The sequence below is a fragment of the Adhaeribacter aquaticus DSM 16391 genome (assembly GCF_000473365.1).
GTDB lineage: Bacteria > Bacteroidota > Bacteroidia > Cytophagales > Hymenobacteraceae > Adhaeribacter > Adhaeribacter aquaticus.
In genome coordinates this window covers 2,625,244-2,649,479 of record NZ_KI421517.1, presented here as the reverse complement: position 1 = coordinate 2,649,479, position 24,236 = coordinate 2,625,244, and the positions used below count along the sequence as shown (strand labels likewise).

Genomic DNA, 24,236 nt, shown 5'->3' with positions numbered 1-24,236 from the left:
TAGGATATCATAATCTACTTCAACAGCAAAGATTATCCATCTAATTCGCCTAGTACAATATCAATCGAACCCACAATGGCAATTAAATCCGAAATCATACAGCCTTTGGCTATTTCTGAAAGTACAGAAAGATTAGAAAAACAGGGTGAACGTCGTTTACACCGGAATGGGATATCCGATTTGCCGGTAGACCGGAAGAAAAAGCCTAATTCGCCACGGGCCGTTTCACCTCTAAAGTAAAGTTCCTGTTCTTTTGGCCGTATTTTTTTAGGGCACATAGCCTGCGGATCGAAATCAGGTGTTCGCTTGTAGTCACCTTGCAAACGGTCCAGGCATTGCGAAATTATTTTTAAGGATTCCCGGCATTCCAGCGCCCGGACATAATTACGGTCCCAGCTATCGCCAGTAGTACCCATTATGCCTGTCCCAATCGGGATATCGAATTCTAATTCGGGATAAACAGAATATCCATCAATCCGGCGTAAATCGTACTTAAGCCCCGAGCTGCGGAGCATGGGGCCAGAGCAACCATAATTAATGCCTACATCCAGTGGCAAAATACCAACATTAGCTGTGCGGTCAATAAATATTTTATTCTCAAGTAAAATGGTATTCAGATCATCTAATTTTGGAAGCAGGTACTGAACAAATTCCTGGCAGCGTTCCTCAAAACCAATAGGCAAATCATAATACAAGCCACCAATCCAGATGTAATTGTAAAGTAATCGAGCACCGGAAATCCATTCTAATAACCGCATAATATGCTCGCGGTCGCGAAGTAACCACAGGAAGGGAGTATAGGCACCAATATCAAGCGCATACGTGCCGATTGCCAGAAAGTGGGAGCCAATGCGGTTAAGCTCGGCTACCAATACCCGGATGTGCTCCACCCGTTTCGGGATTTGTCCTTCTATACCCAACATTTTTTCCACGCCCATTGCCCAAACATGTTCGGAATCCATGGCCGCCAAATAATCCAAGCGATCTACATAGGGAATAGTTTGGTTATAGGCCCGCGTTTCAGCATGTTTTTCGAAGCAACGGTGCATGTAGCCAATGTGAGGCATAACGTTGGTTACTATTTCTCCATCAGTGATTACCTCCAGACGCAATACGCCGTGGGTAGAGGGGTGCTGCGGCCCCATATTGATAACCATTTCTCCCGGGCATATTTTTTCCGGATCGAAGAAATTAGGCTCTGACTGAAGCAGGTATTGGGTATATGGTGAGCTTGATTCTGCCATCTTTATTAGTAGCTATAACTAAAATAGCTTTTAATTTTCATTAACCAGAGGAGGTAAACCCGGGTTGATGGTGGATGCCAGGCCTTCGCCCTTAAATCCGTTTACCTCATTATGATTATCGTATCTAACTTTAATGCCGTGGTAATAATCCGGCCATTCATAATCCCGGCGCAAAGGGTGCCCATTCCAATCATCCACGCATAATATCCGCCTTAAGTCCGGATGACCCGTAAAGTTTATTCCAACCAGGTCGTAAGCTTCCCGTTCGTGCCAATCCGCTGTTTTCCAGATAGGAGCAACTGTCGGAACATTGGGTAATGCACCCGCTGGAGTAAGCCGTTCCGTTACTACTTTTAACGTTAGCTGATGATCGTAAGGAATAGAGTACAAATTATAAATAACCTCTAAAGTTCCTGCTTCCGGGCCATTATCTAAGCCAGTAAGGCAGGCTAGGTAATCGAAGTAGGTTTGCGGATTTGAAAACAACTCCTGGCATACATCTGCTATTCGGGCAGTTTCTATAACCAGGTAGGGCTGGGGAGCTTGGTTGTGCTCTCTTACCACTACCTCACTTCCAAATTTATCTATTATAAAGTTCCTGATTTCTTCGAACGTCACTTTTATTACTTAAAAGTATTGGAAAATAAATTAAACTATTAGTTACGGGAGCTACTAGGCCTCCTGTTTTGCTAATAAGTGCTGGACAGCTTTTGGTGCTAATAAACTTTCGTTTCGGATTTTCTCCTGAAGCTTCATAAAGGCCCCAATAAGGGCTTCTGGCCGGGGCGGACATCCAGGTAAATAAACATCAACCGGAATAATGCGGTCTACCCCTTTAACAACGTGATAGCCCTGTTCCCAATAAGGACCTCCACAGTTGGCGCAATTGCCCATGGATATAACATAACGGGGCTCCGGCATTTGTTCGTACAGCCTACGTATGCGGTCTGCCATTTTAAAGGTAACCGTACCGGAAATAATAATAACGTCCGATTGTCTGGGAGAAGCACGGGGTATAATTCCTAACCGATCTATATCATAAGCTGAAGACCAAGCCCCCATCATTTCAATGGCGCAACACGCTAACCCAAATTGCATGGGCCACAAAGCTGATAGCCGGGCCCAATTTAGCAGGTCATCCAACTTGGCAACAATTACGCCGCTCTCGCCATCTTTTTCACGTGGAAAACTCATTTTATATTAAGCTTTTAGCAAATTATAATCACTAATTATAAAAAAATCTTTAGGCAGCTTTTACAGGTGTTTCCTTCCTGATCTGAAACTGCCGCTCATTTACTCGCTGGTAAAGTTCAGCAGGTACAGTAGCATGGCTTTTGGGTATTATTGGCTTTGCTTTCACCCAATCCAGATGTCCTTTTACCCAGGCATAGGCCAGGCCTAAAGCTAAAATTCCAATAAATAAAAACATCTCGGCTACTGCAAACCAACCCCACAAACCATTAGTGGCTTCAATTAACTCGCGATTTCCAAACACAACAGCCCACGGAAACATAAACGCTAATTCTACATCAAAAATGATGAAGATAAGTGCAATTACATAAAACCGGGGATTAAACTGCACCCAGGAGCTTCCCACAGCTTCCTCGCCGCACTCGTAGGTGGCCAATTTCTCTGCGTTGGGTTTATGGGGCCTTATCAGTTTAGAGGTTAGTAAACCAATAATGATAAATATTCCACCCCCAATAAAGAACAGTAATAAGGTGCCAAAATCAGATAAATATTGCGAATCCATTTGTTCCTAATTTTATACAAAGTTAAGGGTATTTACGGAGGATTTAAGATTTTATTATTAGCGGCAATTACCATAGGAAAAGCAATAACTCCATTTTATTATTAGTATTTGTTCCGGCTTGTTCAGGCTGTAGAAAGCAATGAAGGGTTAATTCCAATAACAAACGTAACCTTTCCTAAATAGTACAGGTTCTATATAACTTCGTTAAATATTATTTTTATTTACCTACAGATTACCGCAAACTATGATTACTGGACGAGTACGTGCCCCTAAATTAAATACCCGGCACGGTTGGTTAAATTCGGATAAGGAATATACACTACAAGATTTTAAAGGCAAAATTATTCTGCTTGACTTCTGGACCCTTGGTTGTATAAACTGCCAGCACATCATCCCGGACTTAAAACGGCTTGAGGAAGAATTTGCGGAAGAGTTAGTGGTAATAGGGGTTCATTCTGGTAAGTTCGACGCCGAAAAAAGTCATAATGCCATTCGTAAAGCCATTTTAAAATTTGGTATCCCGCATCCGGTAATCAATGATGCCGATTGGGAACTCTGGCGCCAGTATGCCATTAATGCCTGGCCAACCATTGTGCTGATAGATCCTGACGGAAATGTGATAGGCCAAAAGGCGGGCGAGGGGGTATACGATGTGGTGAAGCCAAATATCGAAAATCTTATAGCCGAATACGGTGATAAAATAAATAGAACTGTTTTTCATTTTAAACCAGAAGAGAGTCTGGATTCGGTTTTACAGTTTCCAGCTAAATTAACGCCAGATGCCGAAGGGAATATTTATGTGACGGATAGTGGGCATAACCGCATCCTGAAGATTAATGAGGATGGCAAAATTTTGGAAATAATAGGAAGTGGTAAAACTGGTTTTGAAAATGGTTCTTTTGAAGATGCTTCCTTTAACGAACCTCAGGGAATGGCTTTGCGCGATAACATCTTGTATGTTGCCGATGCCAAAAATAATGCCATCAGAATTGTAGACCTGGTAGAAAAAGTGGTTTCTACCGCTGCCGGTACCGGAGAACTGGAATATTATTTTTATGAAGAAAAATGGGACGAGCCGGTAAACCCCAATAGTCCCTGGGATTTGGTGATAGCGGGCGATGAGCTGTTTATTGCCAATGCCGGTAATCACCAAATACTTAAAATGGACCTGCGTACGGAAAAGGTAATGCGGTTTGCTGGTAATGGCCGGGAAGCATTAGCTGATGGGCCGTTGCGTGAAGCAAGTTTTAATCAGCCCAGCGGCTTAAGCTTACGAAATCATTTGTTATTTGTAGCTGATGCGGAAGCAAGTGCTATCAGAGTTATTGATTTACACACTGATATGGTAACTACTCTAATCGGGCAAGGATTATTTGTTTTTGGAGATCAAGATGGAGTAATGGAGGCCGCTCTATTGCAGCATGCTGTAGGAATTACTGTTCAGGACGATAAATTATATATTGCCGATACCTATAATGGAAAAATTAAAGTATTGGATTTGAAGCTGGCCCGGGTTAAAACGCTTGTTTCTGGATTGGACGAACCCAATGATGTGACCTTTGTAAATGGGATGCTTTGGGTAACGGATACGCACCATCACCAAATATTAAAAATAAACTTGGAAACCGGGGAGAAACATATTGTAGTAGTGGCAGAGAGATGAGCAAACAACCCGTCTCTTTGGTTTAAATTAAACCTGCCTAGTAGTTTTTAGCTCTTTTATAAAGAACGTAAGAATAAACAATAGGCGCTGCTATAAGTAACGTAAGATAGGCGGGAAAAGCCAGGGTATATTTGGTTTCCCAAAAGTTATAAATAAGCATGAAGAGCGAACTATACACCCATAGTAAACCAGTAAAGTAATGTGTTCTTTGCCAGATTTGTTCGTTCCGGAGCGTCCAGGGTAGCCGTAGACCCACCATTTTATTACGTGGAATTTGGCCAATGAACGTACCCGAAACCAGAAACAAACTTATTAAACCGTATTTAATAGCCAACTCAGCTTTAATATCATAGCCTAGAGCCATAAAGCCTACTAAGAAAAATACATAAGTAAGGAGCAGGTGCACTAACGTCTGAATTAAATTCAGGTATTTGTCATGGTCTGCCAGGTTGAGTTCGGGACTAACATTAAAGCGGGGCGCAAGTACGAATATACCATAAATACCTGCATTGAGGCAGGCAAAAAAAAGTAATACCATTTTATTGCCGTAGCGGTCTACTTGCCCATCAAAGTTCCAATGAATCGGGAAACTATCTAGGAAATCTTCCCAGAAGATTATAAGGAAAATAAAAGGCAATCCTAAAATAAGTAGGCGTAAACTCTCTTTTCGAAACCACTTCTGATCTGGCATAGGGAATATTTAAACAACCTTTCGTTACCTGAAAAGGTAATATACTACATTTTTATTAATGTGCTGCGGGGGCTAAGAAGTCAAGGTAAAGTAGCGAAATACTTTTATCGGGCTATTCTATGGTAAGGGTGGTGGCCGCATTGGTAATTATGCCATCGGCACCCCAATCTACTAATCTGTTTATTGCATTTGGTTTATCTACTGTCCAGATGTAAGTTTTAAAGCCATTTGTATGGATGTGCCGGATTATAGATTTGGAAGCAAAGTATTGATTAAGATTAATAGCTGAAGCCCGGTAATATTTATCGAAACTACCCCACCGTATAGTATGATCGAAGTAAACAGGGAGCCACGGTATCTTACCAATTATCAATTTATGAGAAGCAACCGGATATTCATTTTTCCAGATATTTTGCAGTATTTCATCGTAGAATGATTGTAGAATGCACCAATTCTGGGCCTGGTACTTTTGAATCAAAGCAATAGTTTTATCTTCTATACCAAGATAAAAATTATCACCTTTTTTAACTTCAATTAATAACTTCTTACGTCCTTTTACCAGCTTTAAAACTTCTTCTAAAGTAGGCACCTGCTCATTGGTATAGGTTGAGTCAAACCACGAGCCGGCATCAAGCTTTTTAATTTCTGCTAAAGTAAGTTCGGCAATTTCACCCTTGCCATTGGTAGTCCGGTCAACAGAGGCATCATGCATAACCACTACTTCCCCGTCTGTTGTTTGATGAATATCTATTTCTATAAAATCGGCGGGCGATTGTAATGCTTCTTTTATGGAGGACAGGGTATTTTCTGGTGCAACCGACGAAGCTCCCCGGTGGGCAATAAGCGCAATTTTCCGTTTTTGGTGTCTGAGCCGCACCTTTTCAGGAGATTCGGAATGGCAGGCCGCTAAAAGAATGCCTAACCCACCCAATACCATAATGTGCTTAAAAATTTGGTACCAATAAGTAGACATATAAAATGGTGAGGTATTCACTTTTACAGAAATTCTGAAAAGCTAAATTACAATATTCTTGCTTATAAAATACTGGATAATTAAAGTAAAATAAATGTGAGGTTTAGCCGGTGTGTACGCAGGAGTATAATTGGGGATAGGTTAAAGTGTAGATCTTCTGGTAGTGAAAGTAAAACTGGATATTAATAAAAGTGAAAGAATAGAACTAAAGCTGCAATATGGGCTTAAAGCCATTTCACAAACCTTAGTTCTATTTCATCACTTAATCCTTTGGAACCAACAGAAAACTAATGCCATCATATTCATTTGATTTGAGCGCCTGGCTTTTTAAGACCTTTAATCGCGACTCATAATTCTCAATTACTTTGTTAGGAATAAAGAGCTTTTTAGCTTTCCGCAGGTCCATCACCAATATATAGGCATTTGTTTCAACTACCTTTACCACTTGTTTTAAAAACAAATGGGAGGGCTGAATCAAATAATTATAGATATGTTCCTGCGTTTTCATTACCATTTTATTTAGAATAGCAATTCTTTAAAAGTTTTAATAAATTTATTTAGCCCACCTATAGAGTTGGGTTTAATTCTATACTCGAAGTATAACTAAATTGTTTAAGGTAATGCCTTGTTTTTAATAAATACTTGAAAATAGAGTGTTTACGAAGTGTGATATGTTGTTTGTTGTTTTTATAATAGTATTATTTAAATAAAAGTATTTAATTATGCCCTTGTAATATGGAATGCTTAATATAATTTTTAAGGGACTTAAAAAAATACATTTCAATAATGGTAATTCAGTTGGAATAGGCAATAAAAAATTATGATTTACCTAAAAAAATAATAATCCGTACTTTAGTTCCTAATCCAGGTTGTTGCCGGAAAGGCAATTTTGCTTAAGGATAGTACCGGAGATTGTCAGGTTTGGGAGCTTTGGCCACTAAAACCTTGATTAACTACATATAATAAGAAACTTTTTTAGAGCGATGTCTGATCCCAAATTAGGAAAATTTAAATGCCGCATTCAAGTGCTTCCTGAGGATATTGACCAAATGGGGCATGTAAATAATGTGGTGTACCTGCGGTGGGTTCAGGACGTAGCTACGGCTCATTGGTTTCATGTTGCTTCACCGGAGCTTCAGAAACAATATGGCTGGGTAATCTTGCGGCACGAAATAGACTATCATCGTCCTGCTTTTTTAACAGATGAAATAATGGGGTATACCTGGGTGGGAGAACACCAGGGAGCTAAATTTTACCGCTTTGTAGAGATTTATAATGTTAAAACGGAGAAATTATTGGCATCCGCAAAAACTACCTGGTGCTTGTTAGATGGACAAACCATGCGCCCGAAAAGAATTGAAGCAGATATATTAGCATTACTTTAAGCAAACAGAATTAAAAAATTAGTTTATGGATGAATTTATGAAACTGGCCATTGAAGAAGCACAAAAAGGGCGTGCAGAAGGTGGTATTCCTATTGGATCGGTATTGGTTAAAGACGGAAAAGTTGTAGCGCAGGGGCATAATAAGAGGGTACAGGAAAATAACCCGATTTTGCACGGTGAAATGGATTGTTTGAACAATGCAGGGCGTATTGGTAGTTACCGGAATACCGTAATTTATTCTACGCTTATGCCTTGCTTTATGTGTGCCGGCACCATTGTGCAGTTTAAAATTCCAAAAGTAATTGTAGGCGAATCGCAAACCTTTAGTGGGGCCCGCGCATTTATGGAGAGCCACGGGGTAGAAGTAATAGATTTAAACCTGCCGGAGTGCGTTACCATGATGGAAAATTTTATACAAGAAAAGCCCGAGCTCTGGAATGAAGATATTATGGAGTTATAATTTTAAAGGGCGAGGAGTATCTGCTAAATAAAAATTAAAAACTCTTACCTACCTTTATAAAAATTTTTTCAGCAGCCTTACTTCCTGTAAAAGAAGTAAGATAGTCGCTTACATGTCAAAAATCGATTTAGAAAGACGTCTCGGATTAATGCAGGCCACTGCCATCAATATGATTGATATGGTAGGCATTGGTCCTTTTATTACCTTGCCCATGGTTATTGGCATGATGAATGGTCCTTACTTCATCTATGCCTGGGTGGCCGGTGCAATTTTATCTTTCATTGATGCCTTTATCTGGAGCGAGCTGGGAGCAGCTTTTCCAAGAGCCGGTGGTAGCTATAACTTCCTGAAAGAAGCTTACGGTAAAAGTGGCGCAGGCCGTTTCATGAGCTTTTTATTTGTCTGGCAAACCATGATTCAGGCGCCGCTGGTAATGGCTTCTGCCGCCATCGGATTTGCATCCTATTTTTCTTTCCTGGTTCCGTTGTCGCCCCTTGGCTCTAAGTTGGTAAGCGGTGGGGTAGTGGTGTTAATTGTGCTGTTGCTTTACCGCAAAATTGAAGAGATTGGCAAAATAAGTGTTTTGTTATGGATTGGCGTTTTGCTAACCATGCTTTGGATTATTGGGGGCGGCATTGCTTACGGCAACTTTACTCAACCCATTAAACAAATGAACGATGGGGTAACGTTTAATTTTGCTTTTATAGCCGCTATCGGGTTTGCAAGTGTAAAAACGGTATATAGTTATTTAGGGTACTATAATGCGTGCCATCTTGGTGCCGAAATCATTAATCCTACCAAGAATATTCCCCGAAGCATGTTTCTTTCTATTGCGGGTATTGCAGCCTTGTATTTGCTGATGAATATAAGTGTGGTAAGTGTGGTGCCGTGGCAGCAAGCTAAAGAAAGTGAATTTGTGGTAAGCCTTTTTATCCAGGAAATTGCCGGCAGTACGGCGGCTAAAATTGCTACCTGTTTAATATTATGGGTAGCATTTGCTTCGGTGTTTTCGGCCACACTGGGGTATAGTCGTATTCCTTATGCCGCCGCTGCTGATGGTGCCTTTTTTAAAGTTTTTGGCCAGTTGCACCCCACCAAACACTTTCCGCATTTTTCTGTTTTGGCTTTAGGAGCCGTTGCGTTTGTGTTTAGTTTGTTATTTAAACTCAGCGATGTAATTAGTGCCATTTTAGCTATGCGCATTCTTATCCAGTTTATCGGTCAAGCCATTGGGTTAATTATACTTCGCAGTAATAGAGATAAAAAAGAATTTCCATATAGAATGCCTTTATTTCCGCTACCTGTAATTCTAGCAATTGCCATGTGGGTAGGAATTCTACTTTCCACAGGTATTACCATGGTGCTTTCTGGATTAGCAGTTATTTCTGTTGGTACAGTTGTATATTTTATAAAAGCTAAAATAAATAGCGAATGGCCATTTAACGACAGACCGGTTCCGGATTAAATTATAACTAGCAACCTCCTAAGTCTGTTGCTGCTTTTTTCCCAGAAGCTAAATCAAATCAAAAGCCCTGGCATACTGATTAATCTCGTAGAAGGAAGTAATATTTAATTTGTTTCGGATATTCTTCCGGTGCGTGTCTACGGTTGCTACGGAAATGTGTAATTCTTCGGCTATTTCGGAGGATGTTTTACCTAAGGCTGATTGCCGTAATATTTCTCTTTCGCGGTTAGATAGTTTGGCAAAATCGTTGTAATGACGCCGCAGAAAAGCATTTTCTTCCAAAATACGTTCTGCCTTTACCGTTATTTTAGGTATGGTATCAATAGGAATAGCAACCGATATCGTTAATATGGGTTTACCCGCATCATCCCATAACAGTATTTTAGTGCTCGAAATATGCCAGGTCCAGTCTTCGTGGCCAGCAAGCCGTACCTGCTGAAAGTAAGAGCAGCTTTCTTCATTGTTATTTCTCTCTAATAATTGCCGAATTTTCGGGGAATATTCCTTTGCATCATCGGCATTGAAAAAGCGGTTATGATATTCTTCGGTTCTGATGCCGGTGATTTCTTCTAAACTAACCCCTATTTGTTTTAAGCCATTCGGCGACATCCAAACCAGGGACCAATCAAGTAAACTATGAATAATGATAACGCCCGGTATATCGGACGCATAGGCTTTAACTTCTTCTATTTTTGCTTCAATCTTTCTCTGTAAATCACTGGTACTATTATCAGCCATGCCTGAAACTGTCTTAGAATTAAGTTTGAGTTGAAATATATAGATTAGGGCAAGTACGTAAAAACAGGTTTTCAGGCGCTGTCTTTCCCGTTATTATCGGAGAATAAATAATTCGGCTGGTAAATTTATTGTTACTTTCCTGAGCTAATTAACATAAACAGAATTTTTTTTATAATACAGATTAATTGGATTGTGGTACCTGGCTATTCAAACCCAAAGTAGATCGTACCCCACTTGTCAGGCCATCTATCCAAAAGGTAAAGAAAGACCGGTTCATTCTTCTGTTACTGTTTATTTTTCCCTCCTTAAATTTGCCTTCTAAGGTATTATTGTTAGAATTTAAAACTATCTTATTAGCAAAAACAGTTAATACTTTTTTGAAGACAGTTTGCTTTTTCTCTTTTCCTCGCTCTTTACTTGCTTCTTCGTTGCCTGACTTATCCTTGGAAAGCAGATCTACTTTAAAGTCATCATAGTATAAGTGCATAGTACCTGTAACGGCAGTTCGGGTAAGGGTCATCCGGAAGTCTCCTTTCTGAAGTGTTCCGCTTTTAACCCGGACATAATAAGCTGGTTCTATAATGGGATTTATAATCTTAGGGTTAGCTTTACCTATGGACCCGGATATAATGTGTTGAGCTTGGGGATCTAATAAATTTACGCGCGTAACGGCCTTAACATGTGCCTCGCCCATTACAACTACTTCGCCACGTAAAACTGCCGGATTTTTAGCCGACATATATTTTTTATCGTTGGTAAAGTTAGTGATAGATACATTAATTTTCTCAAGCGTTAAATACCCAGTTCGGGTGGCTCGGGGGGCTAATTCATCGTAACGGATAAACAAATTGTGGATGTTGCATTGCTTAAGGTTAAAGTTTACTTTGACCTGTTGTACCATATCGTGCAGCAACGGTTTTTTCTGCTTTTGTTTGAAATTTTTAGTATCCATAAAGGCCTGCACGCGGGGATTATACACCTGAAAACTATTAATGTTTAGGCTGGATAAACGAGCAAAATTAGGAAAATCGGCGCCGGAAAATTTTACTAAAGGTATCCAAATGCGAAGTTGGGGAACTGCGTTACCTACTCGTTTAGCTAAAGCCGCCGGAGTATATAAGGGTACTACCCGTACCTGTCGAAGCTCAATCTTTTTATCTGCTGTATTTAGCCATACTTTTTTAGTTTTTAGCCGGTAGTAAGCATCTGGCAGCAGTATATTGCTCTGGTTGGCATAAGCCTCTATATGTTTGGCATAATATTGTCGTTCCGGATCATTATAGGCAATGCTATCAAAACGGATATCGTTAACGGTAAGGGAAAAACTATCTAACTCTACCGTATGCCATTTGTCTTGGAATTTCTTATAGCTAAAAGTAGCTTCTCTAATTTTAAAAGCTCCCAGTTTAAAGTTTTTAAGCGGACCGCTTAGTTTCTGGTGTAATGGCTGCGACGTCGTATCCTTAGCCATTTGCATGGCATGTATAATTGGTTTGTTTAAACTAATCTGGGTTAGTTCCAGCGGCTTATTAAATAATAGGTTCAGGTAACTTAAACCCCTGAAATCAATAGCTTCAGCTTTTAGCTGTACCAGCAAAGGTGGTAAGTTTGGATAGTTTTGCTTTTTTCTGTTTTGCCACAAGTTGGGGTTGGGGGTTAGGGTTATACCTTTTAAAGTAAGCGTGCCACTTAACAAGGAAGTTTGTAGTTGAGCGACCTTAAAGCTATACAGGCCCTGAGATTTTTCCTGTACTGTTTTTTCCAGTTTCTTTTGGAGCCAGGGTTCTAATACAAACGCCCGAACCAACATGATAAGCAAGACTAATCCGAATAGAGCTATTGAGAAATAAACTAAACCTTTATTCTTTTTATAATCAAAAATAAGTTTGCCCGGCATGCCTGTTTTTATGAATACTGCATTTGTACGCAAAAACAAAATTTATATCTAAATTGGAATAATAGAAAAAAGCCTTGATTTGGTAAACTAATGCGAGGCACGCCAGTTGTTTTTAAAGGGAAGAGAAAAATATTTTGTGCTTTTACCGGTTTCCAATATATTGAAATGCTGTTTCGGATAAGTTTAAAAGCTAAACCAAAAACAACTAAAACATACCACCACAAAATGAAAAAACTGTTATTGTTTTCCATAATAAGCTTTTTAACCATTTCCATGGTTTATAGTCAGCAAAATGCTCGTGAAATACCGCTTTACGAAGGGAAAATTCCCAATGAGGTTCCTGGGCCTGATGAAGAAAAAGGAGAAATGTCCGGGGATATTTATGTGGTAAGGAAAGTAAGGAAGCCGACCCTGACCGTCTATTTACCAGCTAAAGAGAAAGCTAATGGCACCGCTGTTGTTATTTTACCGGGTGGCGGATATGGCATTGTTGCCTCTCGGCACGAAGGGGTAGATGTAGCTAAAAAGTTTAATGAGCAGGGAATTGCTGCGTTTGTGGTAAAATACCGGTTGCCCGATGCAAAAGTTACTTCTAATCCTGAGATTACGCCATTGCAAGATGCCCAGCAAGCTTTAACTATAGTGCGAAAAAGGGCTAAAGAATGGGATATTAATCCGGCCCGGGTTGGTATAATGGGCTTTTCAGCCGGGGGGCATTTAGCCTCTACTGTTGGAACTCATTTTAACAATGTGGTGGCCCCAGCTGCCGGCAAGGTTAGTGTTCGGCCAGATTTTATGTTATTAATTTATCCAGTTATCAGCGGCGATCCGGCTATTGCCCATCAGGGATCTTTTAATAATTTATTGGGTAAAGGAGCTTCTGTTGAAAAGATTAAAGAATATTCTAACGAGCAACAGGTTACAGCCCAGACGCCACCTACGTTTTTATTGCATGCTTCCGATGATAATGTAGTGAAATCTGCCAACAGCATTGTGTTTTACCAGGCACTTATGCAGAATAAAGTTCCGGCTGAATTACACATTTACCAGAACGGGGGCCATGGGTTTGGCCTTAATAACAAAACAACCCAAGACTATTGGTTTGACCGTTGTACAAATTGGTTAAGCAGTAACGGGTTGTTAAAAGCAAATTAATAAAAAAGGCCAGCAATTAGCTGGCCTTTTTTATTAAATCACTGCAAAAGGTAGCCGTTTTGTGATTCTTTAGTACCTTTTCTATGGTCAACCTTCCGGTGGCTGTTCCGGCTTTCTTTCAGATAAACTTCTGATTTTTCAGATTGGTCTGGAGTTATAATATTTTTGAGTTCGGTTTGCCTCCTTTCCCGAATAGCTTTTATCTCCTGACGTTGTTCCGGAGTATGCTTGGTTTCTTTAGGGTATTTTTTCTTAAGACCTGCATGTCCTCGGCATGTTTTAAATTCATGTCTGCAAACGGCTTTTAAAAGATAAAGCCCGACATTTAATAAATAATGATCTTTTTCTTTCTGGTTAAAAAAGCAGCGCTTTAAAAGTTTTAAGATAAATTATCGTTACTTGTTTATGTGTAGGTATCCTGCTATTTTTCCATTTAAATAAAATTTTATTACTCGTTCCTATTGCCATTATAACATGAAAAAAATAATACTGCTTCTTTTGTTTATGCTCCCCCTTGCTGTATCTGCTCAGGAATTATTGGGTAAAAAGAAAAAGTACATAGATTCGGTAAAATCGAACTCGGATATTATTATAGATACCCCGGAAATGACCATCTGGAACAATAGAACGTTGGATGGGGCTAAATACCTGATATGTTATTTCCAGGATGAAAAATGTTATAAATCCGTTAGCATTTTCCCTGCCGATAAATTAGCGCATTGGGAAAAAATATTAGACAATAATTGCATGCGGGTAAAGGGGCAGGATAAGCTTTGGATAGACCAAAAACGCAAAATGATGTTTAAAATATTGCCCGGCGAGAACGGTACATTTGGCTTGGAAAGCACCAAGTCGAACGAATAAAATTAGCTTGCGTAGTTAGCCAAAATATAAGAAACGCTATTTATCTATTTATTGGCTAAATACGTAAGTTAATTCTATTAACCGAATTGAAATGTACGTGCTTCTGAAAAAACTTTCCTTACTATTCTTTTTTATAAATATTGTAATTTGTGGGTTTGCTCAATCCGCTTCTCAGCCCGCCGAGCCTACCGGAGAAATTAGCTACACCCTGTTTTTGGTGGGCGATACCGGTGAGCCGCAAGCCGGAATAAACCAATCGTTAAAAGCACTCCAGTCCCAGCTAAATAAAGCTAGCCAGGCCAGCCAGTTAATTTTATTAGGAAACCCATTTTACCCAAAGGTCTTACCTAAGAAAGATGACTTGGAACGAACAAATGGAGAGAACAAATTAAAACCTCAGCTTGATCTGATAAAAAACTTTGCCGGTAAAACTATATTAATTCCGGGTGACTACGGAAAGAAAAATAAAGATGAACGGCTCCACCGCCGGCAGGAAAATTTTATTGCTGATTACCTGGAAAACGATAAGCTGGTTCAGCCGGATCATAGCTGCCCGGGGCCGGTAGAAATGCATATCAATGATGATATTCTATTATTGATATTAGATACGAAATACCTTTTACCTAATAATCAGCCACCCGCCGAAGGCAGTGGTTGCGAAATAACCAGACCCTCTCAGGTGCTGGCCCAGATAGATGATATTCTACGGGCTTATCCGGAAAAGCACGTTGTACTGGCTACTCATATTTCTCCGGATATGAATGGGTTGGAGTACCGTTACCTGCAACGTTCGCTGGCTATGTACCTGGCATCCCATCCGGGCTTGGTAATGGTTCAAAGCAACGGCGCCGCACTTAGCCATAGCTTTGCCGATAGCCTTCATTACGTTTCGGCGGGAACAATGGCCTCCCGGGCTAAGTTTGCCGCCAATGTAAAAACATTGTTTACTAATCCTGCTTCAGGCTTTGCTAAAATTAATTTTTATAGCAGCGGCGAGGCTTGGTTAGAGTTCTGGACGGCTACTAACTCCAATGATGCTCCGGCTTATCGGGCTTTGTTGATGAAAAAGCCGACGCAGGCTATGTTGGTAGCCAGTTTAGCAAACCAACACTTTGATTTTTCTGATAGTGTAGTAACTACCAGTGCTAGTTTGGATTACCAGGCTGGTAAATTCAGGCGTTGGTTATTAGGAGATAATTACCGGGACGAGTGGAGCGAAAAAATTACGGTGCCTGTTTTTGATATAGGCAAAATGCACGGAGGGTTAAAGGTTGTTCAAATGGGCGGCGGTTTTCAGACGCGTTCGTTGCGGTTGGCCGATGCCAACGGAAAAGAATATGTATTACGTTCTGTAGAAAAATACCCGGCAGCGGCTTTGCCCCGGCCATTACGTGAAACCGTTGCCGCCGATGTAGTAAAAGATCAGATATCGGCTTCCCATCCGTATGGTCCGCTGGTAATTCCTACTTTATCGGCAGCGGCCAATGTTTACCATACAAATCCTAAATATTTTTATATTCCGGATGACCCCCGGTTTGGGAAGTACCGGGTTGGCTTTGCTAATACCCTAGGTTTGTTTGAAGAACGCGCCGATGATGATCAATCGGATGCCCCCAATTTCGGAAACTCTAAAAAAGTAGTTAGTACTTCTAAAGTTATCGAGAATAAAGAAGAAGACAATGATAATGAAATAGATCAGAAAGCGGTATTGCGGGCTCGGTTATTTGATTTCCTGATTGGCGACTGGGACCGGCACGAAGACCAGTGGCGGTGGGCCAGCTTTGAAAAGAAAGGAACGAAAGGGAAAATTTACCGACCTATTCCGCGCGACCGCGATATGGTATTTTTTGTGAACGAGGGCGTAATTCCAAATATTGGTAGCCGCAAATGGCTTTTACCTAAAGTACAGGGCTACGACCACGATTACCGGGATATTGCCGGTTTTAATTTTAACCCTCGGTATTTTGATAGACTGTTTCTGACCAGCTTAACTCTAGAAGATTGGGTGGCCACAGCCAATGAAATAAAAAATGCTATATCTGATTCCGCCATTGAAGCAGCCGTAAAACAGTTGCCTGAACCAATATTTAAAATGTCCGGGGCTGAAATTATTTCTAAGCTGAAAGCACACCGCAATAGTTTGCCCAAAGATGCCGCTGATTATTATAAATTTTTAGCGAAAGAAGTAAACGTGGTAGGAAGTGATAAAAATGAGCTTTTTGAGGTGCAACGGGGGGAAGGACTTACTAAAGTAACGGTACGAAAAATAGCTAAAAGCGGGCATTTAGAGCAGGTTTTATTTGAGCGGACTTTTAACATTAACGAAACCGAAGAAATTCGCTTGTATGGCCTGGATGGTAAAGACGAGTTTAAAATAACCGGCAAGGCAAGCAAGGGAATCCGGGTTAGAGTAATTGGTGGTGACGATGCCGATAAAATTGTTGACGATTCTAACGTAAAAGGAATTGGTAAGAAAACAGCTGTATATGATACAAAATCAGGTAACGACCTTCAGTTAGGTAAAGAAGCTAAAGACTTTACTTCTTCTGATCCTAAGGTAAACGAGTACGATCCTAAGTATTTTAAATACAATTATAAAGGTCCGTTGCTGGCCGTCGGATATAACCGGGATGATGGCATTTTAGTTGGAGCGGGAACGCTGATCCGCACCCAAGGCTTTCAAAAAGAACCATTTGCGATTTCGCATCGGGTCCTGACCCGGTACGCCCTGCTTACTAATTCGTTTCGGGTAGATTATCAGGGCTATTTTACTAAAGTATTATTCCGGAAGATTGATATGCAATTAAATGCAGATATCCGGACACCTAACTATGCCGAAAACTTTTTTGGATTAGGTAACGAAACAACTTTTAATAAAGATGTACCTTTTAATTTTTATCGGTACCGATCTAAGCAGTACTACTTTAGTGCACTGTTCGGAACAAAATTAGGTAAGCACCATACCCTTCTATTGGGGCCCACTTACCAAAGTATAGATTTAAATACGGGAAATGATAATTATGCCGCTGTTTTTGGTATCATAAACAATGAGGGGAGCGACTTCTACCAAAGAAAGAACTTTGGTGGCTTTGATTTTCGCTATACTTTTGATGCCCGGGATAATGCCGCAATACCTACAGCCGGTAATTTATTGCGGGTAGGGGCAGGAGTATATGTTGGTTTGAATGAAGATGCTGCTAATTATCAGAATATATTTGGTGAGTGGAGCTTTTACAAAACTTTCCGAATACCGCTAAAATTAACTTTTGCTAACAGGGTAGGAGCTGCTCATAATTTTGGTGATTATGAGTTTTACCAGGCCAATACGTTAGATGGTAATTACAACCTGCGGGGGTACCGGCGCAACCGATTTGCCGGTGGTACCAGTTTTTATAATAACACAGATCTCCGGTTACGATTATTCAGCTTTAAAACTTACTTATTCCCGGGGTCCTTAGGTATAATTGGATTTCATGATATAGGAAGAGTATGGGAGGAAGGTGAAAAATCAAAAACGTGGCATACCGGTTACGGCGGGGGCATATGGATTTCACCGGTAAATATGTTTGTGCTTTCCGCTGAATATGCCATTTCTAAAGAAACCAAAATGCCTCTTTTGCGCGCCACCTTCTTATTCTGATTTTTATAATGCCGCAGCAAAATACATCTAAGGTTACCTTACATATATTTTTGGTGCGGCATTATAAGCCAGCTATTTCCCGCTCGGGCTGGTTTAATCATAAGCAGGCGACCCAGTTTGTGTCGAAATACGATGCAGCTGGGATTGAAGCTATTTTGAATAAACCAAAAGTGTTGCTTTTTGAACAGATAAAGCGGGTACATTGCAGTGCACTACCAAGGGCCAAACAAACGGCCTTAGCTTTATTTGGTCCGGAAGTAGAGTTAGTAGAAGATAAGATTTTTAATGAATGTGAGCGTAAAATTTTAGCCTTACCACTCTTTCGTTTTCCTATTAGTGTTTGGTTGGCCGGGGCACGCCTGCTATGGCTCATGGGCCTTAATAACAAAGAGATTGAAAGTTATAATAAAGCCCGCCAGCGGGCAAAGGAAGCGGCTGAAATCTTAGCCCATTATGCCGAAGAGGAAATACGGACGGTTTTAGTAGCTCATGGCATGCTGAACATATTTATCAGGAGGTCTTTGGTAAAAATGGGCTGGAAAGTTATAAGAAAAGGCGGCAATGGATATTTAGCTGTTACAGAATTAGTAAAAAATGCACGTTATTCCGCATTGTAATCAGATTTACAACGGGATTAAATTTATTTATAATACCCGTCGGAATGTGCCAGCCGTAATATTTTATCAAGTTAAATAAAAGAGGTAAATCTATTTCTGATTCAAAGAAGAAAGTTTAATTACAGGTATAAGCAAATTTCCAGATTGGCTGATTACCCTCGTAAACATTCCGGATAAGCCCTTTTTCATCTAAAGTATAAGTGAAAAGCCTTATTAAATTGCTTGTGCCAGAACAATTGCTATCTGCTTTAGTTAGCAGATTTGTACTTAGATAAAAAGGTAACTTAACAAAGTTATCCGGTAAATCTATAAAATATAAATCACTAACAGCATTAAGATTGTTTTTCTTTTTTAAATTATAGCTATAAGTATAGTTACATAAAACCTGTGATCCGATACGGGAAGTCAGGGTGGTTAAATTGCCGGAAGTCCAGGTAATATCGTAACTATAAATTGTGCCGGATGTGTTAAAGGTACTTTCTTCCTGAATAGATGTAAGCTGTTTATCTGTATACTTATACTGTACCTTTCCTTTATATACCCAGTCCGGGCCTTCCTTGAAATAAGTAATCTGTTTTGCTACTTTTCCTGAATTGTTATAGGTGTATGTAAAGCGGGTGTAGGGATTTTCCAGAGGTCTTTCTTGCTGTATCATTTGCCCTGATGCATTATAATGCATCAGGGCACCTGTTGATGTACCGTTACCTATAGCTACCATATTAGCCCCATCGTAGGTAAGGATGTAGTTTAACCCTCCGGTATTTATTTCTGTTAATAAGCATGAGGGAGTTTCGTCCTTTGTCTTTTTACAACTAACAAATACCAAGAGCATAAATAAGATTAAACAAAAAGCATGCTTAATTCTTTAATATTAGTTACTTCTAATATATATAAGAATCGGCAGGCAAAAAAAAATTTGTAACCTTATTTTAAGGAAGAAGCTGATTTAGTTAAGCTAATAAATCAATAAAAAAAGAGTAGCTAAAAAAAATAATAGATAGTAAAGTACCTGATCAACTTCTTGCTGTTATAGGTAAAAAAAGATTTCAAATTTAGTGACACTAAAGAGGCTGGGGCCAAAGTAAGCATGATTTGTAGGAATAAGTACTTTTCTTTTTCTTTTAAAATTATACAAGGTTACTAGTAGAGAATTGAAGGGTATCTAACAAAAAAGCCTAAGTGATTAGAATTAAGTATTTAATAATCTAATTCTTAACCTCTACTTTTTCTGCTCGTAAACGTAATTACTTCCGCTTTTAGTTGAACATTTAAAACAGAAGATCATGAAGGGAAATCATAAAGGAAACAGTGGCAATGGCGATCATCGCTCGCCTGATAATATACATAGCAAGCATAATATGGATGAAGCCGTGCAGCATCCAAGCGGCGACGATAACGGTACTACTGCCCAATTTAAGAGCGGCGAACGGCATAAAGTTACCGACTCAGGTGACAATAAGCTAGGTCGTCAGGGAGGTGGTCCCGGAGAACATCAAAGCAAAGCCGGGGAACAAGGTTATAAATCAGAAAATAATTTTAATACCAATAAAGAAGGCTCGGCTACCAAGTCTGGTGAAGTGCGCGGTGCCGGTACTTTAAAAGATGGTTCGAGTAGCGATCAGGATTGGAAATACGGGTATAATAACTCTGATTATTCTGATGATATTAAGCAAACCCGATGGAACCGGCAGGATTCCGGGCCAGGGGCTGTTACCGGAAGTGCTAACCGGAAAGGTGGAGATGCAGATGGCCGGGGAGGCGGAAAAAGCAGTGGCCACGAGGGGATGAATAACCCTGATAACCCGGTAAAAGTGAATAAACGAAACGATTAATTTAAGATGAGAAAGCCTGCTTGAGAGAGAAGCAGGCTTCTCTATTTATAAAGTTACCTTTTCTGTTTTACCTAAAACAGGTATTAATTTGGAAAGGCTTTAGAATCAATTCCCGGGAAAATTTTAAGGGCATTTTTATGATACACCTTCTTTAATACGTCATCAGGTAAACCCATACCGTACATTTTCCAAAAGGCATGGCGCTTCCGGTAGTAATCAAAGTATTCATCCTGAGTTTCTAAAACCCGGAAAAAAGTATAGTATTCTGTGGGTTCCCAAATGTCCTTTCCAAACAAAATACGGTCCTGATATTTTACGAAAAAGTCGCGGGCAAAACGCGGTTGCCGGCCCAGTTCCGCTAATACAGCTCCAATTTCGGTGTACATGTTTGGCATTTCGTCCATCAATTTACCAAGGCGGGCCAAGTCGCCATCCAGCCTAAATGAGCATTTATAAAAATAGTTTTAGGATGCTTTTTAAACATACGGTGCTGTTCGGCCATAATTATTTCCCAGGAAGGATATTTACTGGCAGGGCGGGCCCGGTTAGGGAATTGTTTTAGCTCCAGCCAACGCTCGTTGTGTTTATCATGCGGATCAAAAAATTGTTTAGGTTCACCTGTATGAATAAGTACCGGTATTTTTAACTCCGCACACTTGGCCCAGATTGGATCCAGCCGCGGGTCGTCGGTTTGAATACGCTTGCCGTTTTTATCTGTAACGGTCAGCCCCAGATTCTTGAAAATTTTAAGTCCCTGCGCCCCATTCCTAACATCTTGCTCTAGTTGGGCAGCTGCTTTTCTGCCAAAATCCGGATCATCAACATTATTAAAATTTATGTTAGCAAAAACCAAAAAACGGGTTGGGTAGTTGCCTTTCATATTGGCTACGCCACTTTTTAGTTCGCTCCCGCTGCCGCCACTCAGGTTAACCATGGTTTGCAGGTTAAGCGCATCCATGTCTTTTACCAGTCTGGCTAAATCAGCTTTACTCATATTAGCGTTTTGGTGGCTATGTATATCTATAAAGGGATATTTTGCCCGTTTGGTAGGGTGATCCGGTACTTTTAAACCAGATATAGGTTCGTATTCTTCAAAAGTTATATCCTGAGCCTGCAGAGTAAGTGTAAGACCAAAGCTTAGCGTGCAGCAAAAGAATAGGGACGCTACTATCTTAGATTTCATAGGAAAGACAAAGTATGAGCATAAACCAAATTTAACATTTCTTTAGTGGTTGTCAACTTAAATAGTTGGTTTATAACTTCTTTAGTAGTAAAGTAATCATTTCGGAGAGGTAGGCGCCGTTATAAGGTCCAAAAAAGTTCATGTCCCGGGTTTCATACTTTCTTAGGTCGTAATATTTATCGGGTGTTATGTACCCAATATAGCCGCCATTAAAGCTGGTTATTAGTAATTTGTCATTGCCTGTTCCAAGTTGTTTTTCAATATCCGGTACTAATTCCCCCGAAAAATCGCAAGGCGTTCCAATCCAGAGCATATTGCCCAGGCGCATTCCGGTTAAAGTTGCCGGGTATTTGCCAAAGGCCAGGTGAAATAAAGCTGGGTGGAACCGCCAGTTTTTAGCGAAGCGCCAATGCGGGCTGCGCAGGTACAAAGGCACAGAAACTGCCCTAAGTTTGAACTGAAAGGCTAAAGGGATATCCTCGAAATCAGTTCTGATAATGCTGGCCAAGCCTTCGGCCATGTTATTGGCTTTCTCGTAACCGGTTCCCGGTGCCGCCGGACTATGACTGGCTACCGCACCGGCTCCAAATGCGGCAAAATTAATACCGGGTTGTTTTTCCAGTAGTCTCACAAACGCACCGGGGTAATCACCCGTAATGGCTACCTCAGCAGCGGGCAAACAGGTAGCATGGGCAGCGTAGGTACATAGTAAAGCCGTTTCGCCATTTGTTTTTCTGATTTTGAGCAAGCGTAGAAAAGTATCTCGTCCGCCTTTTTCGCCTACCAACCGGTTATTGACAAGTTTATCAGCATTTAAAGCAGAAAAGCCAATCTGGGCTGGAGCTGCGCTTTGTTCAGCATGTTGCACCGCCTCTGTAATAGATTGAGAAAGATGTTGAACAATAATTTTGCTGTATTTACCTGCCATTAAATAACCTGCCGGTTTGCGGGCCCAGCCGCCCATGCTGCTGTGCGAATGGGTGGCGGTTAAATATATCTGGTTTTTGCTATAACCAAGGGTAGCCAGTTGTTTTTGTAAAGCTTTGGTTACGGCCATGGGTACAATGAGTAAGTCCATGGTTACAAAGGCAACCTTTTGGTGGTGGTTTTTAAATACAAAGGCACGTACATAAATAGAGTCATGAATGCCTTCTAACCGTTTGCCCATACGCTTGCCATAACCTGCCATGGGTGCCTGTGTAGTTGGGGTAATATTAACTTTAGCCCAGCCCGCCTTTATGGTATCGGGGACTATAGGTAGAATAGGTAAATTCTGAATGGCAGCCGTAGTTTTACGGTAATATTTTTTCTGCTGATAAGGAGTACGGTTTACGGGTAAACAAGCTGGCAGCCCCACTAGCCAAATGAAAAGAAGAATCCAAAAATGCTGCTTTTGTATTTTATTTGATTGCACGGTTTCCTTAAACTAATTTTGCAACGTAAAATTGCAGATTAAAAGTACAAAGGATGCTCCGCAAAGCAATAGAGTTTGGATTATACCCTTGGTTTCCGGCCCATGGTTATTCATATATTCATCCAGCCAATCGGCAGGATTTTGAAGCCATACAGCCGCACGACAAGGTTTTTGAGAAGATAGATGAGAATGACAAGTGGATTCTGTTGCAATACGGCCATAAACAATTTAAAGTAGAACCTGATTTGTACCGCTCAGTAAGCAAATTGCCTTTTAGCTTTGGCGATTTAGTAGAAGAAGTTAACCGGACGCCGGGCCAGTTTCGGGTACGCGGCGAAATATTTAATATTTACTGGAATTACCCCGAGGACCGGGCTTACTACCAGGTTCGGGAAGGAAAAAAAGAGATCGAGCGCCATTATACCGCGGAAGAACTTAGACCTGTTTAGTTAGGTAGCAGACATAAGAAGCTATGAACGACAGGGAATGCAGGAAATACCGTAAGTGTTTCCCTGCATAACCTGGTGGTCAGCTTATTTTAAATATGGCTTTACTACTTTTGCCCAAATATCATAACCTGGTTTCGTCATATGCAGGCTGTCGGCCCGGAACAAGATTGGATTTGGTTTGCCATTGGATAACATCATGGGCGTATAAACATCAATAAAGCTGGTATTTTTTTCAGAGGCCAGAAACGCTCCAATCTGTTCATTCGCCGCTTTTATTTGCGGTGCAAATTTCATCCGGGATGGGCTGGGCTTTATAGAAATAAACGTTACTTTGGCTTTAGGTGTGCCTTGGCGAATTTTAGTGAATAAATCTTTAAAGTCATTAACTACCTGTTCTGCTGATTTTCCGGAAGCTAAATCATTATCGCCTACATAGATTATTACTTGTTTTGGTTTATAGGGAGTAATAATCCGGTCGGCAAAATGAGTCACTTCAAAAGTTTGAGAGCCTCCAAAGCCGCGGTTAATTATATTTTTACCTGAGAAATATTCGTTTAAGTTTTCCCATAACCGAATAGAAGAGCTGCCGGTAAAAACAATACTACCTTTTTTAGGAGGATTACTTTTATCTGCCTCCTCAAATGCCTTCATTTCGGGCTCCCACCTTTCAAATTTTTGGGCATGGGTTTTAAGGCTAAATATAAGGCAAACCAATACGCAAATTAAAAACAGTTGCTTCATGTAATAAAAGATTAATTCAGAAAGGAAGGTACAGAAAGTTATGCAAAAGCCTTATATATTTTTGCCATAAAT

The 24,236-nt window shown here is 40.4% G+C and carries 22 protein-coding genes and 1 pseudogene; 10 read left to right on the top strand and 13 right to left on the bottom strand.

The features are described 5' to 3' along the window. Nucleotides 1–32: 32 nt before the first annotated feature. From ADHAQ_RS0113760 to ADHAQ_RS0113745, 4 genes are read right to left on the bottom strand one after another with little or no spacing between them, the layout of a single operon-like run. Nucleotides 33–1,244 (bottom strand): NADH-quinone oxidoreductase subunit D, encoded by a 1,212-nt coding sequence (locus ADHAQ_RS0113760; RefSeq protein WP_026463430.1) that lies wholly within the window; start codon nt 1,242–1,244, stop codon nt 33–35. A 30-nt stretch (nt 1,245–1,274) separates the two neighbouring features. Next, the gene (locus ADHAQ_RS0113755; RefSeq protein WP_026463429.1) at nt 1,275–1,862 is read right to left on the bottom strand and encodes an NADH-quinone oxidoreductase subunit C; all 588 of its coding nucleotides are present in this window, start codon (nt 1,860–1,862) and stop codon (nt 1,275–1,277) included. A gap of 54 nt (nt 1,863–1,916) precedes the next feature. Further along, a complete protein-coding gene (locus ADHAQ_RS0113750; RefSeq protein ID WP_026463428.1) occupies nt 1,917–2,438 on the bottom strand; it encodes an NADH-quinone oxidoreductase subunit B in 522 nt (173 codons plus the stop codon). A gap of 49 nt (nt 2,439–2,487) precedes the next feature. Beyond that, nucleotides 2,488–2,997 (bottom strand): NADH-quinone oxidoreductase subunit A, encoded by a 510-nt coding sequence (locus ADHAQ_RS0113745; protein WP_026463427.1) that lies wholly within the window; start codon nt 2,995–2,997, stop codon nt 2,488–2,490. Nucleotides 2,998–3,241: 244 nt separating this feature from the next. Here ADHAQ_RS0113745 and ADHAQ_RS0113740 point away from each other — a divergent pair, with 244 nt between their 5' ends. Continuing rightward, nucleotides 3,242–4,660 carry a thioredoxin-like domain-containing protein gene (locus ADHAQ_RS0113740; RefSeq protein ID WP_026463426.1) on the top strand — a complete coding sequence of 473 codons (1,419 nt, stop codon included), beginning with the start codon at nt 3,242–3,244 and terminating at the stop codon, nt 4,658–4,660. A 37-nt stretch (nt 4,661–4,697) separates the two neighbouring features. Here ADHAQ_RS0113740 and ADHAQ_RS0113735 read toward each other — a convergent pair whose 3' ends face one another. The 3 genes from ADHAQ_RS0113735 to ADHAQ_RS0113725 all read right to left on the bottom strand — a co-directional run bounded on the left by ADHAQ_RS0113735 (nt 4,698) and on the right by ADHAQ_RS0113725 (nt 6,832). Further along, nucleotides 4,698–5,351 carry an SdpI family protein gene (locus ADHAQ_RS0113735; RefSeq protein ID WP_026463425.1) on the bottom strand — a complete coding sequence of 218 codons (654 nt, stop codon included), beginning with the start codon at nt 5,349–5,351 and terminating at the stop codon, nt 4,698–4,700. Nucleotides 5,352–5,463: 112 nt separating this feature from the next. After that, a complete protein-coding gene (locus ADHAQ_RS25695) occupies nt 5,464–6,324 on the bottom strand; it encodes a glycerophosphodiester phosphodiesterase (protein ID WP_051359921.1) in 861 nt (286 codons plus the stop codon). 262 nt (nt 6,325–6,586) lie between these two features. Then, nucleotides 6,587–6,832 carry a hypothetical protein gene (locus tag ADHAQ_RS0113725; RefSeq protein WP_157433417.1) on the bottom strand — a complete coding sequence of 82 codons (246 nt, stop codon included), beginning with the start codon at nt 6,830–6,832 and terminating at the stop codon, nt 6,587–6,589. A gap of 475 nt (nt 6,833–7,307) precedes the next feature. On the opposite strand from ADHAQ_RS0113725, the gene ADHAQ_RS0113720 reads away from it, so the two are divergent. The 3 genes from ADHAQ_RS0113720 to ADHAQ_RS0113710 all read left to right on the top strand — a co-directional run bounded on the left by ADHAQ_RS0113720 (nt 7,308) and on the right by ADHAQ_RS0113710 (nt 9,634). Then, complete coding sequence (locus ADHAQ_RS0113720; protein ID WP_026463423.1) at nt 7,308–7,709, top strand: acyl-CoA thioesterase; 402 nt, start codon at nt 7,308–7,310, stop codon at nt 7,707–7,709. 25 nt (nt 7,710–7,734) lie between these two features. Then, nucleotides 7,735–8,169: a nucleoside deaminase gene (locus ADHAQ_RS0113715; RefSeq protein WP_026463422.1), complete on the top strand. Its 435-nt coding sequence runs from the start codon at nt 7,735–7,737 to the stop codon at nt 8,167–8,169. Nucleotides 8,170–8,281: 112 nt separating this feature from the next. Next, nucleotides 8,282–9,634, top strand: a complete 1,353-nt coding sequence (locus tag ADHAQ_RS0113710) for an APC family permease (protein ID WP_034256814.1) — start codon at nt 8,282–8,284, stop codon at nt 9,632–9,634. Between the two features lie 48 nt (nt 9,635–9,682). Here the strand turns inward: ADHAQ_RS0113710 and ADHAQ_RS0113705 are convergent, their stop codons facing one another. After that, nucleotides 9,683–10,372 (bottom strand): helix-turn-helix transcriptional regulator, encoded by a 690-nt coding sequence (locus tag ADHAQ_RS0113705; protein WP_026463420.1) that lies wholly within the window; start codon nt 10,370–10,372, stop codon nt 9,683–9,685. Between the two features lie 181 nt (nt 10,373–10,553). Further along, the gene (locus ADHAQ_RS0113700; protein ID WP_026463419.1) at nt 10,554–12,269 is read right to left on the bottom strand and encodes an AsmA family protein; all 1,716 of its coding nucleotides are present in this window, start codon (nt 12,267–12,269) and stop codon (nt 10,554–10,556) included. Between the two features lie 225 nt (nt 12,270–12,494). On the opposite strand from ADHAQ_RS0113700, the gene ADHAQ_RS0113695 reads away from it, so the two are divergent. The 4 genes from ADHAQ_RS0113695 (at nt 12,495) to ADHAQ_RS0113680 (ending at nt 18,545) form a co-directional block, all read left to right on the top strand. After that, nucleotides 12,495–13,424, top strand: coding sequence for an alpha/beta hydrolase (locus tag ADHAQ_RS0113695; protein ID WP_026463418.1), 930 nt, complete (start codon nt 12,495–12,497; stop codon nt 13,422–13,424). A 474-nt stretch (nt 13,425–13,898) separates the two neighbouring features. Then, entirely contained in the window at nt 13,899–14,288 is a 390-nt protein-coding gene (locus ADHAQ_RS0113690; RefSeq protein WP_026463417.1) for a hypothetical protein, read from the top strand. A gap of 91 nt (nt 14,289–14,379) precedes the next feature. Then, the gene (locus tag ADHAQ_RS0113685; RefSeq protein WP_026463416.1) at nt 14,380–17,928 is read left to right on the top strand and encodes a BamA/TamA family outer membrane protein; all 3,549 of its coding nucleotides are present in this window, start codon (nt 14,380–14,382) and stop codon (nt 17,926–17,928) included. An 8-nt stretch (nt 17,929–17,936) separates the two neighbouring features. After that, nucleotides 17,937–18,545: a histidine phosphatase family protein gene (locus tag ADHAQ_RS0113680; protein ID WP_026463415.1), complete on the top strand. Its 609-nt coding sequence runs from the start codon at nt 17,937–17,939 to the stop codon at nt 18,543–18,545. Nucleotides 18,546–18,660: 115 nt separating this feature from the next. On the opposite strand, the gene ADHAQ_RS0113675 is transcribed toward ADHAQ_RS0113680, so the two are convergent. Further along, the gene (locus ADHAQ_RS0113675) at nt 18,661–19,377 is read right to left on the bottom strand and encodes a hypothetical protein (protein ID WP_026463414.1); all 717 of its coding nucleotides are present in this window, start codon (nt 19,375–19,377) and stop codon (nt 18,661–18,663) included. Nucleotides 19,378–19,828: 451 nt separating this feature from the next. On the opposite strand from ADHAQ_RS0113675, the gene ADHAQ_RS0113670 reads away from it, so the two are divergent. Further along, complete coding sequence (locus ADHAQ_RS0113670) at nt 19,829–20,377, top strand: hypothetical protein (protein ID WP_026463413.1); 549 nt, start codon at nt 19,829–19,831, stop codon at nt 20,375–20,377. Between the two features lie 83 nt (nt 20,378–20,460). Here the strand turns inward: ADHAQ_RS0113670 and ADHAQ_RS25690 are convergent. Beyond that, a pseudogene (locus tag ADHAQ_RS25690) lies at nt 20,461–21,257 on the bottom strand (amidohydrolase family protein). Nucleotides 21,258–21,630: 373 nt separating this feature from the next. Further along, a complete protein-coding gene (locus tag ADHAQ_RS0113660) occupies nt 21,631–22,974 on the bottom strand; it encodes a neutral/alkaline non-lysosomal ceramidase N-terminal domain-containing protein (RefSeq protein WP_071781115.1) in 1,344 nt (447 codons plus the stop codon). A gap of 53 nt (nt 22,975–23,027) precedes the next feature. Between ADHAQ_RS0113660 and ADHAQ_RS0113655 the strand changes: the two genes are divergently transcribed. Continuing rightward, the gene (locus tag ADHAQ_RS0113655) at nt 23,028–23,423 is read left to right on the top strand and encodes a DUF6960 family protein (protein ID WP_026463411.1); all 396 of its coding nucleotides are present in this window, start codon (nt 23,028–23,030) and stop codon (nt 23,421–23,423) included. Nucleotides 23,424–23,507: 84 nt separating this feature from the next. Here the strand turns inward: ADHAQ_RS0113655 and ADHAQ_RS0113650 are convergent, their stop codons facing one another. After that, a complete protein-coding gene (locus ADHAQ_RS0113650; protein ID WP_026463410.1) occupies nt 23,508–24,164 on the bottom strand; it encodes an SGNH/GDSL hydrolase family protein in 657 nt (218 codons plus the stop codon). Nucleotides 24,165–24,236 lie beyond the last annotated feature (72 nt).

Coding starts and splice junctions, on each gene's coding strand:
- ADHAQ_RS0113760 (WP_026463430.1), bottom strand. CDS start 1,244: ATGGCAGAATCAAGCTCACCATATACCCAATACCTGCTTCAGTCAGAG.
- ADHAQ_RS0113750 (WP_026463428.1), bottom strand. CDS start 2,438: ATGAGTTTTCCACGTGAAAAAGATGGCGAGAGCGGCGTAATTGTTGCC.
- ADHAQ_RS0113745 (WP_026463427.1), bottom strand. CDS start 2,997: ATGGATTCGCAATATTTATCTGATTTTGGCACCTTATTACTGTTCTTT.
- ADHAQ_RS0113740 (WP_026463426.1), top strand. CDS start 3,242: ATGATTACTGGACGAGTACGTGCCCCTAAATTAAATACCCGGCACGGT.
- ADHAQ_RS0113735 (WP_026463425.1), bottom strand. CDS start 5,351: ATGCCAGATCAGAAGTGGTTTCGAAAAGAGAGTTTACGCCTACTTATT.
- ADHAQ_RS25695 (WP_051359921.1), bottom strand. CDS start 6,324: ATGTCTACTTATTGGTACCAAATTTTTAAGCACATTATGGTATTGGGT.
- ADHAQ_RS0113725 (WP_157433417.1), bottom strand. CDS start 6,832: ATGAAAACGCAGGAACATATCTATAATTATTTGATTCAGCCCTCCCAT.
- ADHAQ_RS0113720 (WP_026463423.1), top strand. CDS start 7,308: ATGTCTGATCCCAAATTAGGAAAATTTAAATGCCGCATTCAAGTGCTT.
- ADHAQ_RS0113715 (WP_026463422.1), top strand. CDS start 7,735: ATGGATGAATTTATGAAACTGGCCATTGAAGAAGCACAAAAAGGGCGT.
- ADHAQ_RS0113710 (WP_034256814.1), top strand. CDS start 8,282: ATGTCAAAAATCGATTTAGAAAGACGTCTCGGATTAATGCAGGCCACT.
- ADHAQ_RS0113705 (WP_026463420.1), bottom strand. CDS start 10,372: ATGGCTGATAATAGTACCAGTGATTTACAGAGAAAGATTGAAGCAAAA.
- ADHAQ_RS0113700 (WP_026463419.1), bottom strand. CDS start 12,269: ATGCCGGGCAAACTTATTTTTGATTATAAAAAGAATAAAGGTTTAGTT.
- ADHAQ_RS0113695 (WP_026463418.1), top strand. CDS start 12,495: ATGAAAAAACTGTTATTGTTTTCCATAATAAGCTTTTTAACCATTTCC.
- ADHAQ_RS0113690 (WP_026463417.1), top strand. CDS start 13,899: ATGAAAAAAATAATACTGCTTCTTTTGTTTATGCTCCCCCTTGCTGTA.
- ADHAQ_RS0113685 (WP_026463416.1), top strand. CDS start 14,380: ATGTACGTGCTTCTGAAAAAACTTTCCTTACTATTCTTTTTTATAAAT.
- ADHAQ_RS0113680 (WP_026463415.1), top strand. CDS start 17,937: ATGCCGCAGCAAAATACATCTAAGGTTACCTTACATATATTTTTGGTG.
- ADHAQ_RS0113675 (WP_026463414.1), bottom strand. CDS start 19,377: ATGCTCTTGGTATTTGTTAGTTGTAAAAAGACAAAGGACGAAACTCCC.
- ADHAQ_RS0113670 (WP_026463413.1), top strand. CDS start 19,829: ATGAAGGGAAATCATAAAGGAAACAGTGGCAATGGCGATCATCGCTCG.
- ADHAQ_RS0113655 (WP_026463411.1), top strand. CDS start 23,028: ATGCTCCGCAAAGCAATAGAGTTTGGATTATACCCTTGGTTTCCGGCC.
- ADHAQ_RS0113650 (WP_026463410.1), bottom strand. CDS start 24,164: ATGAAGCAACTGTTTTTAATTTGCGTATTGGTTTGCCTTATATTTAGC.